The 13,795-nt window shown below is 69.3% G+C and carries 10 protein-coding genes and 1 pseudogene; 9 read left to right on the top strand and 2 right to left on the bottom strand.

Annotation, left to right across the window (positions count from 1 at the left end; genetic code table 11):
- Positions 1–264: 264 nt before the first annotated feature.
- The 7 genes and pseudogenes from ssd to ACE1OC_RS18615 all read left to right on the top strand — a co-directional run bounded on the left by ssd (position 265) and on the right by ACE1OC_RS18615 (position 9,396).
- Positions 265–1,455 (top strand): septum site-determining protein Ssd, encoded by a 1,191-nt coding sequence (gene ssd / locus ACE1OC_RS18645; protein WP_407841603.1) that lies wholly within the window; start codon positions 265–267, stop codon positions 1,453–1,455.
- Positions 1,452–2,174 (top strand): annotated as a pseudogene (locus tag ACE1OC_RS18640) (CpaF family protein); the annotation flags it as partial. The gene ssd and the pseudogene ACE1OC_RS18640, both read left to right, overlap by 4 nt.
- Positions 2,175–2,271: 97 nt before the next feature.
- Positions 2,272–3,729, top strand: coding sequence for a site-specific integrase (locus ACE1OC_RS18635; protein WP_407837949.1), 1,458 nt, complete (start codon positions 2,272–2,274; stop codon positions 3,727–3,729).
- Positions 3,729–5,705 carry a hypothetical protein gene (locus ACE1OC_RS18630; RefSeq protein ID WP_407837948.1) on the top strand — a complete coding sequence of 659 codons (1,977 nt, stop codon included), beginning with the start codon at positions 3,729–3,731 and terminating at the stop codon, positions 5,703–5,705. Before ACE1OC_RS18635 ends, ACE1OC_RS18630 begins: the two co-directional genes overlap by 1 nt.
- A complete protein-coding gene (locus tag ACE1OC_RS18625; RefSeq protein ID WP_407837947.1) occupies positions 5,702–8,074 on the top strand; it encodes a hypothetical protein in 2,373 nt (790 codons plus the stop codon). Before ACE1OC_RS18630 ends, ACE1OC_RS18625 begins: the two co-directional genes overlap by 4 nt.
- The gene (locus tag ACE1OC_RS18620) at positions 8,074–8,502 is read left to right on the top strand and encodes a hypothetical protein (protein ID WP_407837946.1); all 429 of its coding nucleotides are present in this window, start codon (positions 8,074–8,076) and stop codon (positions 8,500–8,502) included. Before ACE1OC_RS18625 ends, ACE1OC_RS18620 begins: the two co-directional genes overlap by 1 nt.
- 165 nt (positions 8,503–8,667) lie before the next feature.
- Positions 8,668–9,396: a hypothetical protein gene (locus tag ACE1OC_RS18615; RefSeq protein WP_407837945.1), complete on the top strand. Its 729-nt coding sequence runs from the start codon at positions 8,668–8,670 to the stop codon at positions 9,394–9,396.
- Between the two features lie 64 nt (positions 9,397–9,460).
- On the opposite strand, the gene ACE1OC_RS18610 is transcribed toward ACE1OC_RS18615, so the two are convergent.
- Positions 9,461–9,760: a hypothetical protein gene (locus ACE1OC_RS18610; protein ID WP_407837944.1), complete on the bottom strand. Its 300-nt coding sequence runs from the start codon at positions 9,758–9,760 to the stop codon at positions 9,461–9,463.
- A 64-nt stretch (positions 9,761–9,824) separates the two neighbouring features.
- A complete protein-coding gene (locus ACE1OC_RS18605; protein WP_407837943.1) occupies positions 9,825–11,216 on the bottom strand; it encodes a sporulation protein in 1,392 nt (463 codons plus the stop codon).
- A 327-nt stretch (positions 11,217–11,543) separates the two neighbouring features.
- On the opposite strand from ACE1OC_RS18605, the gene ACE1OC_RS18600 reads away from it, so the two are divergent.
- Both ACE1OC_RS18600 and ACE1OC_RS18595 read left to right on the top strand, forming a co-directional pair.
- Positions 11,544–13,310 carry an asparagine synthetase B family protein gene (locus tag ACE1OC_RS18600; RefSeq protein ID WP_407837942.1) on the top strand — a complete coding sequence of 589 codons (1,767 nt, stop codon included), beginning with the start codon at positions 11,544–11,546 and terminating at the stop codon, positions 13,308–13,310.
- Positions 13,311–13,338: 28 nt separating this feature from the next.
- The gene (locus ACE1OC_RS18595) at positions 13,339–13,776 is read left to right on the top strand and encodes an NUDIX domain-containing protein (RefSeq protein WP_407837941.1); all 438 of its coding nucleotides are present in this window, start codon (positions 13,339–13,341) and stop codon (positions 13,774–13,776) included.
- The last annotated feature ends 19 nt before the right edge of the window (positions 13,777–13,795 follow it).

The raw sequence follows: 13,795 nt of genomic DNA, 5'->3' as shown, positions 1-13,795 counted from the left end.
CGAGGGGCCTGCGCGGTGAAGGCCCCCACCCCCTCGAACTCGTCACCGTGCGTAGTCGTTCCGGCGCGCTCCGGAACTCACCTGTTGGGGTGAGCGAGTTATTCACAATGGGGTGTCCGTCCACGGTTTTAGAGCAAGATCCACTTCTTTTCCCCGATCCCGTCACGGTGATTCCGGCCGCGAAGTCCGCGGCGCTGGATTTGCTGTGAGAAGGAGGCGGAGATCGTGGCTGGATCGAAGTCGTGTGAAGTCCGGGATCTCGCGATGGCGGGCGGGGACGGGCCGAATCCCGGGGCCGGAGGGCCTGTGGCCGCCGGCGGACGGCCGCTGATCATCACCGAGGACCCCCTGCTGCTCGACGACCTGCTGCGGCTGTGCGCCGCCGCGGGGGCCGAGCCGCATGTGCACCACGCGATGCCGGAGCAAAGCGGAGCCGGTGGTGACGAGAGGGGCGACGGGAGCGGAGGGGGCGGCGGGGGCGCCGCCGGGGTCGTCGGGGGCACGGCGGTCGGCTGGGAATCGGCACCGCTCGTCCTGGTCGGCGACGATGCCGCGCGGCGGGTTCGCGGCGCACCCCGGCGGGACGGGGTCTTCCTCGTCGGCCGGGATCTGGACGACCCCCACGTATGGCAGCGGGCCCTGGAGATCGGCGCCGAGGAGGTGCTGACCCTCCCCGACGCCGAAAGCCGGCTCGTCGACCGGATCGCCGACGTCGTGGAGGGGGCCGGACGGCCCGCCCTCACGGTCGGGGTGATCGGGGGCAGCGGCGGAGCCGGAGCCTCCACCCTCGCCTGCGCGCTGGCCCTGCGGGCCGCCCGGGCCGGGGAGCGGACCATCCTCATCGACGGCGACCCCCTCGGCGGCGGCATGGACGTCCTCCTCGGAGGCGAAGCCGCCGAAGGACTGCGCTGGCCCGACTTCGCCGCCTCGCGCGGCCGCGTCGGCGCCGGAGCCCTGGCGGAATCCCTGCCCGAACTGCACGCCCTGCGGGTGCTCAGCTGGGACCGCGGGGACCGCGTGGTGGTGCCGCCCGCCGCAATGCGCTCGGTGGTGGCCGCCGCGCGGCGCCGGGGCGGGGTCGTCGTGGTCGACCTGCCTCGCCGGGTCGACGAAGCCGTCGCCGAGGTGCTCGCGCAGCTGGACCTTGTGCTCATGGTGGTGCGGGGCGAGCTGCGGGCGGTGGCCGCGGCCGGCCGGGTGGCCGCGGGAGTCCGGATGGTGGCCCGCGATGTCCGCGTGGTCGTACGGGGCCCCGCGCCCGGCGGACTCGACGCGGAAGCCGTCGCCGGACTCCTGGGGGTGCCCCTGGCCGGCGAAGTACCGGTCGAGGTGGGACTCCCGGGCCGGGTGGCCGAGGGCGAGCCCCCGGGATCGCACGGGCGGGGCGCCCTCGCCCGCTTCTGCGACGGCTTCTGGCAGCGTGCGCTCGGCTCCGCCCAGGGGGTGGCGGTATGAGCGCCGTACTCCTCGACGCGGTGCGCCAGCGGCTCGCCGAGAGCGGGGCGGAGCCCACCCCGGCGCGGGTGGCCGCGGCCCTGCGGGCCCAAGGCCGGCTGCTGGGCGACGCCGAGGTGCTCGGCGTCGCCGCCGAGCTGAGGTCCGAACTGGTCGGCGCGGGCCCGCTGGAAGCACTGCTCGCCGACCCCGAGGTCACCGACGTCCTGGTGGCGGCCCCCGACCGGGTGTGGGTGGACCGCGGCGGCGGGCTGGAGCTGACCGGCGTGACCTTCACCGACGCGGCCGCCGTGCGCAGGCTCGCCCAGCGGCTCGCCGCCGTCGCCGGGCGCCGCCTCGACGACGCCCGGCCCTGGGTGGACGCCCGGATGCCCGACGGCACCCGCTTGCACGCCGTACTGCCCCCGGTGGCCGTCGGATCGGCGTGCCTGTCCCTGCGGGTGGTGCGGCCGCGCGCCTTCACGCTGGAGGAGCTGGTCGCGGCGGGGACGCTTCCGCCCGGCGGGCAGCGGCTGCTCCGGGACATGGTGCGGGCCCGGCTGTCCTTCCTGGTCTCGGGAGGGACGGGCACCGGCAAGACCACGCTGCTCAGCGCCCTGCTCGGGCTCGTCGGCCCCGGGGAGCGGATCGTGCTCGCCGAGGACTCGGCCGAGCTGCGGCCCGACCATCCGCACGTGGTGCGGCTGGAGACCCGGCCGGCCAACCAGGAGGGCGCAGGTTAGATCAATAGTTGATGGATGTCTCTCTGTCTCAGCGGTACACCACGGGCGGCTGTTAGGTTCAAGTGACGGCTGATGTCTCAGGGTTGGAGGCTTCGTGGAGTACTTCTTCGTGTCGCACGCCAAGGTGCGCCGGTACGCGGGTGCCGTGGATGGCGTGGATCTGAACGGGGTCGAGTACGTGACCCGCAAGGGGGCGCTCAAAGAGGGCACGCCGTTCTTCCTGGGGGCGGACATGCGCCCGCTGGAGCCGTTGACCTCGTTCTTCTTCGATCTGGCCAAGCGCCTGGATGCGGGGTCGCTCCAGGACTACACCTACGACCTGATGGACCTGGTCGACTTCCTCGAGCAGTTGGATCCGCCGACGGACCTGCTCTCAGCGACGGAGGACGACCTCGTCGCGTACAGGGACGAGCTCATGGAGTACCGGGACGAACCGGTGTCGGCGGCCACGTGGATGCGCCGGCGGGCTGCGATCAACAACTTCTACGACTGGGCTGTCGAGGACGCGAAGCTGCTGGACCGACGCCCGTATCACCGCCGCAGGAACGGCAGGGATGTGCTGTCCGTGAGCGTCGTCAACGATCTCGACGTCCGCCATCTGACCTATTCGCAGTGGCGGTTCCTGAAGCAGGTCGGGCTCCGTGGCTTGTTGCCGGACGAGCGGGCGGACCGGTCGTTCCGCGGGGCGGCGCCGTTGCGCAACAGCGCGGCGGCGGAGCTGGCAGTGACGACCGGGATGCGCCTGCGGGAGTTCAGTACCCTCCTCGACATCGAGGTCGGGACGCCGCGCCGGGACGGCTCGGCCGCGCTGGTGGACCTGAGGGCGATGGCCAAGTACAAGCTGCCCCGCACGGTGGAAATCCAGCACGCCACGTTGAGGGAGATCGACTTCTACCGGCGCACTGAGCGGGCCAAGATCGTGGATGCCGCCGCCCGCACACTGCACCGCCGCCGGGCGGAGCTGTTTGTCGTCGACGACATCAACTCCCGACAGGGCAAGGTCAGCGGGGTCCTGCACGGCCGCCGACGGACCTTCACGATCAAGGACATGGACGTGGCCACACGCCGGATCGCGGTCATGGAAGGCGACCGGGGTCTGGAGCCGATGGCGCTGTTCGTCGGCCGCGGCGGGCGCATGCTCTCCGCACAGCGTTGGCATCAGATATTCGAAGGCGCTCACGTGCGGGCCCTGCGGATCAGCAAGGAACACAAGCTCGAAACGGTGGTGCCGCGGGCCTTCAAGATCCACGATCTACGTCACACATTCGCGATCTTCATGCTTCAGCTGCTGACTGAGCTGGTGGCCGAGCAGGAGTCGGAATTGCGGCGGCTGGGCGGGCACACCGCCTACCTCGCCGATCACATCAGCAAGTCGCCGCAGCTGACGGTTCAGCGTTTGCTCGGCCATCGTCAGGCGACGTCGACCATGCGTTACCTGCGCTACATCCGCAAGACGAACCTGCTGGTCGCCCGGGCGATCGCGGACTGGAATGCCCAGGACACCACCTACGCCGACTACGCGGCCCGGCTGACGCAGGGGAGGGCCGCCTGATGCCCCGCCGGGGAGAGCGCAAGAGCCGACCGCGTCCCACCGTTGCCGCCGAGCCAGCCGCGCCGCCTGGGCGGATCGGCATCCGGGAACTCGCCTATGTCTACCGGCACCAGCAGATGAACCACCGGATCGATCCGGCGGAGTTCCAGTGCTCGGTGCTGGCGGGCCAGCTGGCTGATGCCTGGCTGGACTATCACCGCAAGGCAGCACTGGCCTCAAGTGGCAACTACGTCGCCGCGATCCGCAGCTTTCTGACGTTCGCCGGTACGCATCTGGCGGCCGCCGACGTCGACCCGGATGAAGCCCGGCTGGATGGCGGCCCCATCGACGTGGCCGAGGCCATCTGCCAGTGGGAAGAAGATCTTGTCACCCGCTACAAGCCGACCTCGAATCAGCCGAATACGCTGGCCGGTGCACTGCTGACCCTGGTGGAGCACAGAGCGGTCCGGGACGCGAAGGTCCCCGAGCGTCTGCGGCGGCGGGCCGAAGGACCGCCGACATACCGGGGTGGCACGAACGAGCCGCTGGACGAGTTCGCCAACCACGAACGTCTGCTCATCCGGGATGCCGCCCAGGCTGACGTCCGGGCTCTGGAGAAGAGGCTCGCCGTTGGCCGGAGGCTTCTGGCCGAGGGCCAGGACCCGCGCAGCGGAGGCTGGCGGTCTCTGCCCAATCTGGTCTGGGCGGCCCGCCACGGCGTACTCGACATGCCCGCGCTGCTGACGAACCTTCCGGCACAGTTCAAATGGTGGCCGGAGCCGTTGAGGGAGGCAGTGGCCGACCCCCTCTACATGGCCCGCTTCGGCGGGAAGTACGGCGTGATGACCACCGTCAGTGGACTGCTGTTCCCCAGCGAACTCGATCTGCAGCCGTTTCGGATACTGCTCCTGCTGACTATGGGTGACGCCACATCCGAAGAGGTTCACGATCTCCGGCTGGACGACCTGGAGTTCAGCGACGAGGGAGTCCGAGTGCTGCAGACCAAGCTGCGGGCTCAGCGGGTCCGCCCGCATCTGCACGGCAACGACGGGCCGCGGGAGAGCGATCGGCCCCTGGACGAGGACGAGGCCCCCGGCGAGTCCGCCTACCCCGGCACAGGCAACTGGGACGTTCCCGGACTGCTGCGTCGCCTGATCGCGGTGAACACCCTGACCCGGGAGACATTCGAGACCGAGCCGTGGCTGTTCACCGCCGTCGAGTCCGCCGACTACCGCCAGCGCATGGCCGTGGGGCGGGCGCTGTTCAAGCGCTCCGGGCGCCGGTTCACTGACTGGATCGCCACCCATCCGGACATGGAAGGCGACCCGGTGAAGATCTCCGAGCCGCACGACGTGCGTCGGCTGCGGAAGACGTCGAAGACCACACGCGTCGCCGCTCTGGGCGGCAGCCTGAGCGACCTGGCCGGGGACGACCACCACATCGAGGTGTTCCGAGGCCACTACGCGCACGGCACGACGGCGCACGTCCTGGCAGGCCGAGCGGTCAACCGGGCCCAGCGGGGAGTCTTCAGCAAGATCAAGCCTGGAAAGCCAGTGCTGGTCACCGAGGGAGCCGAGGCCATGCTCGCGGAGCCGGAGGCGGCCGCGGAGCTGGGCATCTCGCCTGAGCAGGGGAAAGCCTTGCAGCACGGAGAACTCGACATGGGTGTCGTCAACTGCCGTGATCCCCACGATTCCCCGCACACGCCCAAGGGCAGGCTCTGCCACGTCGCGCCGGCGATGTGCATGATCTGCCCGAACGCGGTGGTGTTCACCTCGCAGCTGCCCCGGCTCCTGATGCTCGACGACCACATCGCCCACATGCGTAACGTGCTAGCCCCACCGGTCTGGCAGGCCACCTGGGCCGTTCAGGCGGCCGCGCTGAAGGAAGTGTTCGCCGAGTGCGCGGACCAGCTTCCCGATGCCCGCCAGCAGATCGAGGACGGCAAGTTCCGACTCGACCTGCCGCTCGGAATGCGAACGGAGTACGACCGATGACCACCGCCGCCGCTTTCCAGGCCCTGCCCTCGCAGACCATCCCCGACGACACCCCCGTCCTCGGCGGCCGCCGCAACCTCATACCTGGAGTGGAGGTCCCGCTCTTCGGGCAGGCCGGGTTCTGGCCCGGTGACTGCCTTCGACGGCCGGCGAACCGGGTGAAGAGCGCCTGGCAGGTGTCGTTCCCGGCCGATCCGCTCTGGAACCTGCGGACCCGCGAGCTCGCCTTCGGGATGCTCAACTCCAGCCACAAGATCCTTCGGGATGCCGGTCTGTTCTTCCGGGCCGAGAACTGGGGCCTGTCCTCGGTCAAGGAGACGTGCAACAAGATGCGGCTCATCGCCAAATGGGCGGTCGAGCAGGAGATGCCCCACGATCTGGCGGCCTGGGCGGCGGAGGACTGGCAGGACTACCTCGACCATCACGCCGAGACGTCCGGAACGTCCACCCTGGCCAACGATGTCCTGACCATTCGCCGCCTGTTGGACTTCGCCCCGCTGCTGACCGGAGGCGGCCTGCTGGAGGACCCGTGGCCTGGGAAGACAGCCGCGGAGGTAGCCGACCGGACATTTACCGGCGAGGTGTCCACGCCCTCCATTCCCCCGGCCATCTGGTGGCCGCTCCTGCGGGCCGCCTGGTTCTACATCGACGAGATGGCCCCGCAGATCCTTGAACGCCGCGACCAGCAGGCCGCAGCCTGGGCGGCCTTTGAGGGGAAACGGCGCCAGACCCATCGTGCTCAGGACACCGACGTGAAACTCGCCACCTGGGTGCAGGACCCTGCCTCCCTGGTGCCGGTCCACGCCAGGGCCTTCCGCGGATACCCGGCTGGCGCGGTGATGTGGTCAACGCTGAGCCTGTGGCTGACGGGCGGCGTCAGCCAGGGCGTGTTCAAGGCCGGCCGGGAATCAGACCGCCACCAGATGAGGCGGAGGATGGTGCAGCAGATGGTCGATGCGGGCCGGGTCCGGCCCGTCACGGCCAAGGACGGCCGGAGGGCGATGGGCATCGTTGACCGGCCCGTCCGCGGCCGCAACCGGCGGCCCGATGACCTCGATGCAGAGGTCAAGAAGTGGCTGGCCGACCCGGACAACCTCATCCCGGTCCGCAGGGAGACCAGCGTCCACGGGCCGGCCGGGGAGCCGGTCTGGCTGACCCTGGAAGGCCGCGTATTCGGCACCGTGACCAGGGCGAACGTCTTCACGAGCGGCACCGCCCGCACCCGGCAGCGCCAGCAGTGGGTGCGTGAGGCGATCACCGAAGACCGCACCGACTTCATCGAGGAAGGCGACCTCGAGCACGCCCTGCGGATGGTCAGAGCGGCCTGCTACGTCTTCATCGCCGCTTTCTCGCTGATGCGAGACAGTGAACTGCAGGAGATCGAGAGGAAGTCCATCGTCCAGCACTACGGATCTCCCGCGATCGCCTCGAGAAAGACCAAGCACGACGCATCCCGCCCCCGCCTGAAGTGGTGGATCATCGAGCCGGTCGCGCAGGCCGTGGCAGTCGCCGAACGCCTTTCCTGGCACGACAGCCACATCTTCGCCACCCTGGCCCCACCCAGCGGGTTCCTGCCGGAGGGAACACGCGGCCGCGCGGGCTTCGACGCCTTCCGCGACATCGACTTCTTCATCGAGAACATCAACAAGACGCTGGACCGGACAGGACTGGAGCCCATCCCTGAAGGGCTGGTGCGGCCGCACATGTTCCGCAAGACCATGGCGATCATCACCGCCCAGCAGCCCGACGGGGAGATCGCGCTCGGAATCCAGCTCAAGCACGCCGCCCGCCGAGCCCTCGCCAACCGGGTCACTGCCGGCTACGGCAGGATGGACAAGAACTGGAGCAGGGAGTTCGACAACCAGCTCGAGCTGGCCGCTGCCCGCAAGCTCGTCGACCTCCTCAAAGCCCGCCGGCAGGGCGGCCCGGTCGCCGTCGGCCCCGGCGCCGCCAAGTTCCACGCCGGCCTGGACAAGGTCCTCAAGACCATGGACAGCGACCCGCACCTCCAAGCACAGATCGCGGACGAACGCATGCAGGTGAGCTTGCTGCGGGACGAGTTCGCCCAGCTCCACTTCGGCACGATCAACCACTGCATGTGGCAGGCATCGACCGCCGAGTGCCAAAACCAGCTGCCGGCCGAGCAACGGGGCAAGCAGCCGTTGCTCGGTGCCTGCCAGCCCGGAAAGTGCCGTAACTCGGTACTGACCTTGAAGAACGCCCCCTACTGGATCGCCGAAGAGGGCGACTTGCAAGACACCCTGCGACGCGAACGGCTGTCCCCGCCACGGCGCGAATCCATCGAGATCCGTCTCGCCGAGGTCCAGTCGGTCACCGCACACTTCGCCACCCTGGAAGGTGACCGCTGATGCCGGTATCCGCCGCGACCGCAACGAAGCTTCGTGAGGCCATGGCTCGGCTGCTGGCCGGCGAGCCCCTGCACACCAACGGCGCCCTGACCAAGGAGGCCCTCGCGCGCGAGGCCCAGGTCAGCCATGCGACGGTCCACCGCGCCGAGGAGATCCTGGCCGAGTGGGACGCCAAGGTCGCCCGGCCGGTCCTCCGCAGCCCCGGCGAAGTGCAGCGGGACGAGACGATCGCCGACCTCCGCCGCCAACTGCGAGAGGCGAAGGCCCAGGTCACCGAAGCCCTCGGCAAGCTCGATGCGCTGGCCGCGGTCACCGCCAACCTCTACCACGAGAACCTGGCGCTGAAGAAGAAGCTCGGCAGCAGCCGCCGTCTGGCCTCCCTCCCTGCCCCGGCCACGGAGCCGGATCCCGTTCGAACGGACGGCTGAGCACATAGGTCCGTCCGCCACCGGGGACGCTCGTCCGTGCTTCCCCCCTCGAGGAGGGAGGGGGGAAGCACGCGGCAACCGGATCAAGGGGTGGCTTCGAACGCGGGGCTCAATCCGCAGAGGTCCGCGACGATGGGTCCCCAACGGTTGCAGAGGGGGCAGAAGGTGGACGTTCAGACCGCGGTGGGCAACTACGCAAACGCGATCAAGCACTGCAAGAACCTTGAAAAGGCTCACCGGGCCGCAGGGAACGGTGGACGCGGACGGCGCGATGCTGAGACCTCGATCAACCGTGGCGCCATAGTCATGACCGTCGCTGCCTGGCAGGCGTTCGTTCAGGACTTGGCCACGGCCTTGCGGGACGCGACCTTCACCGACATGGGCGAGGATTCTGAACGGCCCCTCCTGGCAGCGGCGATGAGGCAGTGGAGGTCCGACTTCGATGGCGCGGTGGAAAGGTTCTCCACACCAGATGCCGCTCAGACGATTTCACTGCTGAAGAGGGCAGGGTTCGATCCCCAACCGAGTTGGGCGTGGCAACAGCGAGGTGGGCAGGGCAGCGGTCCGGTTCAGGTGAATCCCCAGCACGTGGTTGATGTGATCGGGATGTGGCTGCGGATCCGCCACGACGTCGCCCATGGCCATGCGACCGTTCACGCCCTCCCGATCCTGACCGCGGTCCGTGATCCGAAGGCATCCGCCAAGCTGAAGGCCGACCCGACACTCCGGCTGACCGATGCGATCGACTGCCGGAACTTCTTCACCTCGGTGGTCAGGGTCACGGCCGAAGCCGCCGCCGAGTATGTGGGCCAGCCAATGCCGAAGTGGGACGAGCGACCGCGCCTGCTGCTGGGCCTTCATCCCTCACTGGCCAAGAAGCCGCCCAAGAGGTGAACGGCAGCTCAGGCGGCGATGCCGAGTTCGGTGCGGGTGCGGTTGATGAACTTGCGGATCCGCGTCAGGCCCTGCCACGCCTACGGCCAGGAGTGGCAGGCACCACCTGGATCAACGGCTCGAATGGGGGCTTGGTGGACCAGGTGAACCTCATCCAGGAGTGGTGGCCGAGGGCATTTTCCAGCATGCCGATGAGCATTCGGTCGGCTCCGATGGCGGTGAGGTCTTTGAGTACGTCGTAGTCGACATACATGCCTGGTTCCGGGTCATCCTCATCTGAGAGGAAGGCGATGAGGAGGTTGAGTTGCTCTTTGGAGACTTCGCCGATGTTGCGGTGGTCGTGGACGCTGTTCAGTAGATACATCGTTCAGGGGTTTCCAATCCAGTCGGGTTGGGACTGATGACGCCACGCCATCGCGGCACTGACTTCAGGCGGCGACGCCGAGTTCGGTGCGGGCGCGGTGAATGAATTCGCGGACGGCCGGCTCGCGGCGCCAGGGGGCGAGAGCGGTGTTGAACTCGCGGACGTAGTCCTTGGCCCGGCTGGACTGGACGCGGGCGAGGATGTCGACGGAGCGGTGGCCCAGCTCGAGGCCCTGGTCGAGCTGGCGGGCCTGGAGATGGGCCGTCCCCACGATCGCCAGCCGCATCCCGACCGAGCGGGTGAACACCCCTGAGGGCATGGCGGCGGCCCGCTGGTTCCAGGCCAGGGAAGCCTTGGGGTTCTTCAGGTCGCGGAAGACTTCAGCCGCGTCCGCGGACAGGCGGGCGTGGTGATAGAAGTCGATCCAGGCCGGCTCGTCCCCGACGGTCTGGTCTGCCTGGCTGATGAGGTCCTCGGACGCTGCCAGGGCCCGTGAGGCGGCCCTGGCGTTGTTCTCGCGGGCGTGAGCACGGGCTTCGATGAGCTTGGTGAAGGCCAGGACACGCGGGGCAGCCTGGCCCTTGGCGCGTTCGAAGGCGCCTTGGGCCATATCGACGGCCTCGGAGGGGAAGCCCCGCAGCAGCGACTGCATCGCCATGGTCGTCAGGACATAGCAGCCGAGCTGGACGTCGCCGCCCGCCCGGGCGAGGCGGAGGGCCTGGATGAAGTGGCGTTGGGCAACGTCGTGCTGGCCGACGTCGAAGGCGGTCCAGCCGGCCAGGCGCGACAGCTCGGAGGTGACGGAGAACAGGTACCGGCCGACGTCGTCGGTGAAGGAGCCACGCAGGAGCGGGGCGGCCCGTTCCTGGAGGCAGACGGTGACGGAGTTGGCTTTCCAGTTCCCGCCTCCGTATTTGGAGTCCCAGCGGCGGGCCTCGTCGGCAGCGTCGCGGAGTTCGTCGAGGTCGGCGCGGCCGACCTGTTTGCCGCCGTTGTGGTCGGCGCCGTCGTCGGCGGGGGTGACCAGCCAGCGGGTCACGGGGGTGGTGAACGCGGATACGGCGAAGCCGGATCCGGCCAGGAAGTCGCGGCGGTTCACGAAGCTCCAGAACGAGGTGGCCACACGGACCGCCTCTGCACGGTCCCTGGGGAAATCCAACCCCACACTCGTATCCGGTGTCTCAGCCTCGCCCATACCGATTTCGCCAAGTGCCACCGGGCGTCCCAGCCGTTCCCCGATCGCCTGGGTGAGGAAGGTGGGGACCGGCCACTTGGGGATCATGCCCCGCTGGCACCAGTTCGCGATGGAGGTATGCGAGTAGTCGGTCTCGACTCCGGCCTGCTTGGCGAGCTGGTTGATCCGCAGGGCCAGGGACTTGTGGCTCGCGCCGCAGGTCTCGATGAGCCGGGCGAGCTCCGCGTTCGGCGGACGCTTCCGACGGCTGGTCGACGCCACCTTCAGTCCCCTTTTCCACCAGGTCAGCGGCACGGTGGCTGCTGACGAGGAAACGCTATGGGGCCGGATCGGCGGCGACTGGAGCATTTTCAGTCGTACCGATTCCGGCTGGGCACGGAAAGTCGTACGGCTTCCCGAACCGTGAGGCACTGAGGGTATTGCCCTGCGGACCCTGGGTGAACCTGGTTCGCGAGTTGTGAGCCCCCTTGCGAGCCCTCCCCGCCTGATCCCCTGGCCGGTGTGATGAGGGCTCAGGCCACCGCCGGGACGGGCTCCCGGTGGTGGCCGCCGCCAGGCACCACGACTTCACGCTCGGGGGTGAACCAGATGTGCGGAATCGCAGGACTGGCCGGAGGCGATGCCATCCGGCACGAGAAGACCGTCGCCGCGATGGGCGCCTCGCAGCACTACCGCGGCCCGGACGGCACCATGCACGCTGCCAGCAGCGACGGGCGGGCGGTGCTGGCCATGAACACGCTGCTGATCGTGGACCCGCAGGCCATGCCCGGCCCCTACCTGGACCGGGACACCGGGCTGGTGTTGGCCTTCAACGGAGAGATCTACAACTGGCGGTCCCAGGCGACCGCCTGGGGCATCGAGGTCCGTGACCGGGAGTCGGATGCCCACTTCCTGCTGCGGGCCTGGGTCAAGATCGGCCCGTCCTGCCTGGACGGCCTGGACGGCATGTTCGCCCTCGCGGTCTATGACCCGCGGGTCGCGAAGCTGTTCCTGGCCCGGGACCGGCTCGGGGAGAAGCCGCTCTACTGGCGGCTCGACGGGGGCCGGCTCGCGTTCGCCTCCGAGGTGACCACCCTGACCGGCTATGGGGCGGCGCCGCTGGTGTTACGGCCGGAGGTCACCGCGATCGAGACCCCGACCGGGGTGGACACCCCGTTCCAGGGGATCCAGCTGCTGGCGCCGGCCGCGCTGCTGTCCTTCGACGTCACCACCGGCTCCCTCGACCAGATGACCTGGTGGCACCTGGAGGACCGGGCCCCGTTCACCGGCACCTACAAAGAGGCCCTGGCCAGGTTCTCGACGATCTTGGCCGATCAGATCCCGCTCAGGTCTCCGGCCTGCGACTTCGCCCTCCTTCTCTCGGGCGGGCTGGACTCGGCGGTGCTGGCCTACCTGATGCGGCCGCCGGTCTGCGTCACCGTCCGCTACCCGGGCCAGGACCGGCTCGACGAGTCCTCCACCGCCGCGATCATCGCCCGGGACATCAAGGCCGAACTGGTGGTGGTCGAGCCCGACCACGTCGACTTCACGACCGCGCTGCCGCACATGATGCGGGCCCTGGACTACCCCATGGGCAACGCCTCCACCTTCTCGGAGCACATGGCCTACCGGGAGATCTCCGACCTCGGCCTGCGGGTCGCGATCGGCGGGCTGGGACCGGACGAGTTCCTGATGGGCTACGTCCGCCAGGCCCTGATCCTCTTCGGCCCCGACGCCGTCCTCGGCGCCGGGCTGGAGGCTTACCGGCCGCTGGCCGCCAAGCTCATGCACGCCGCCGGGGAGCCCCTGGACCCGTCGGAGGCCGTCACCCGGCTGATCCTTCGCGGCCCCGACCCTGACGGGCGGCTCCGCGAGCTCGTCGCGGACGCGATGGCCCGCGCGGGCGGGGACCTGGCCCGCGGCCTGACACTGGCGGACCTGGCGACGGCCTGGAGACCGCTGGTGATGACCAGCGACAAGCTCGCCTCCGCCTACGCGCTCGAACGCCGGTCCCCCTACCTCGCCCGCGACCTGGTCGAGTTCTCCTACCGACTGCCCGTCGACTACAAGATCACCGACCCGGCCCAGGGCAAGCGGATCCTGCGGGACGCCGCGAAGGCGCTGGGGCTGCCGAAGGAGGTCTGGGCCAGCCGGGACAAGCTCGGCTTCGCCTCCCCGGTCCCCTCATGGCTCAACGGCAACCTCTCCACCTGGGCCGACACTCAGATCCGCATGGCCCTGACCGATGCCCCGCCCGCGTTCCGCCCCCTCCTCGAGGGGGGTTTGCAGCCCGGCGGACGCTTCGACCGGACCCGCATGCAGGCCCTCATGGCAGCCGCCTGGTTTTCTGACCAGACGGTGAGGGCGGCGGCATGATCCTCAACTCGGTTACTACGGTGAGGGGATGCACTCCGAGACATCTGCCACCGAGGAGCCGGCCGCCGCCCGTGGAGCCGTCGCGATCATCACCAACCGCCGCGGCGAAGTCCTCCTCCACCTCCGGGACGACCTCCCCGAGATCGCCTGGCCCGCCCACTGGTCCGTCCTGGGTGGCGGCTGCGACCCCGGGGAATCCCCCGCCGACGCGATCGTTCGCGAGCTCGATGAAGAAGCGGGTCTGATCCCCGAGAACCTGACCGAACTGTTCGAGATCACCGACTATCGCGGCTCCGGGCAGATCATCACCTTCTTCGCCGCCTCCTGGGACGGCGACGAGTCGGACCTCCTTCTCGCCGAGGGCGTCAAGCTGCAGTTCTTCGCCCCCGATTACCTCGACATCCTCACGATCCCGCCGTTCATCCGGGACGGGATCTACCGCTCTCTGGCCGCCAGGCCCTCCTGATCACCCCGCCCTTGCGGGC

The sequence above is a fragment of the Streptomyces stoeckheimensis genome (assembly GCF_045822005.1).
In the GTDB taxonomy this organism is placed as follows: domain Bacteria; phylum Actinomycetota; class Actinomycetes; order Streptomycetales; family Streptomycetaceae; genus Streptomyces; species Streptomyces stoeckheimensis.
This window is presented reverse-complemented; position numbering and strand designations above follow the sequence as displayed.

Coding starts and splice junctions, on each gene's coding strand:
- ssd (WP_407841603.1), top strand. CDS start 265: ATGGCGGGCGGGGACGGGCCGAATCCCGGGGCCGGAGGGCCTGTGGCC.
- ACE1OC_RS18630 (WP_407837948.1), top strand. CDS start 3,729: ATGCCCCGCCGGGGAGAGCGCAAGAGCCGACCGCGTCCCACCGTTGCC.
- ACE1OC_RS18625 (WP_407837947.1), top strand. CDS start 5,702: ATGACCACCGCCGCCGCTTTCCAGGCCCTGCCCTCGCAGACCATCCCC.
- ACE1OC_RS18620 (WP_407837946.1), top strand. CDS start 8,074: ATGCCGGTATCCGCCGCGACCGCAACGAAGCTTCGTGAGGCCATGGCT.
- ACE1OC_RS18610 (WP_407837944.1), bottom strand. CDS start 9,760: ATGTATCTACTGAACAGCGTCCACGACCACCGCAACATCGGCGAAGTC.
- ACE1OC_RS18600 (WP_407837942.1), top strand. CDS start 11,544: ATGTGCGGAATCGCAGGACTGGCCGGAGGCGATGCCATCCGGCACGAG.
- ACE1OC_RS18595 (WP_407837941.1), top strand. CDS start 13,339: ATGCACTCCGAGACATCTGCCACCGAGGAGCCGGCCGCCGCCCGTGGA.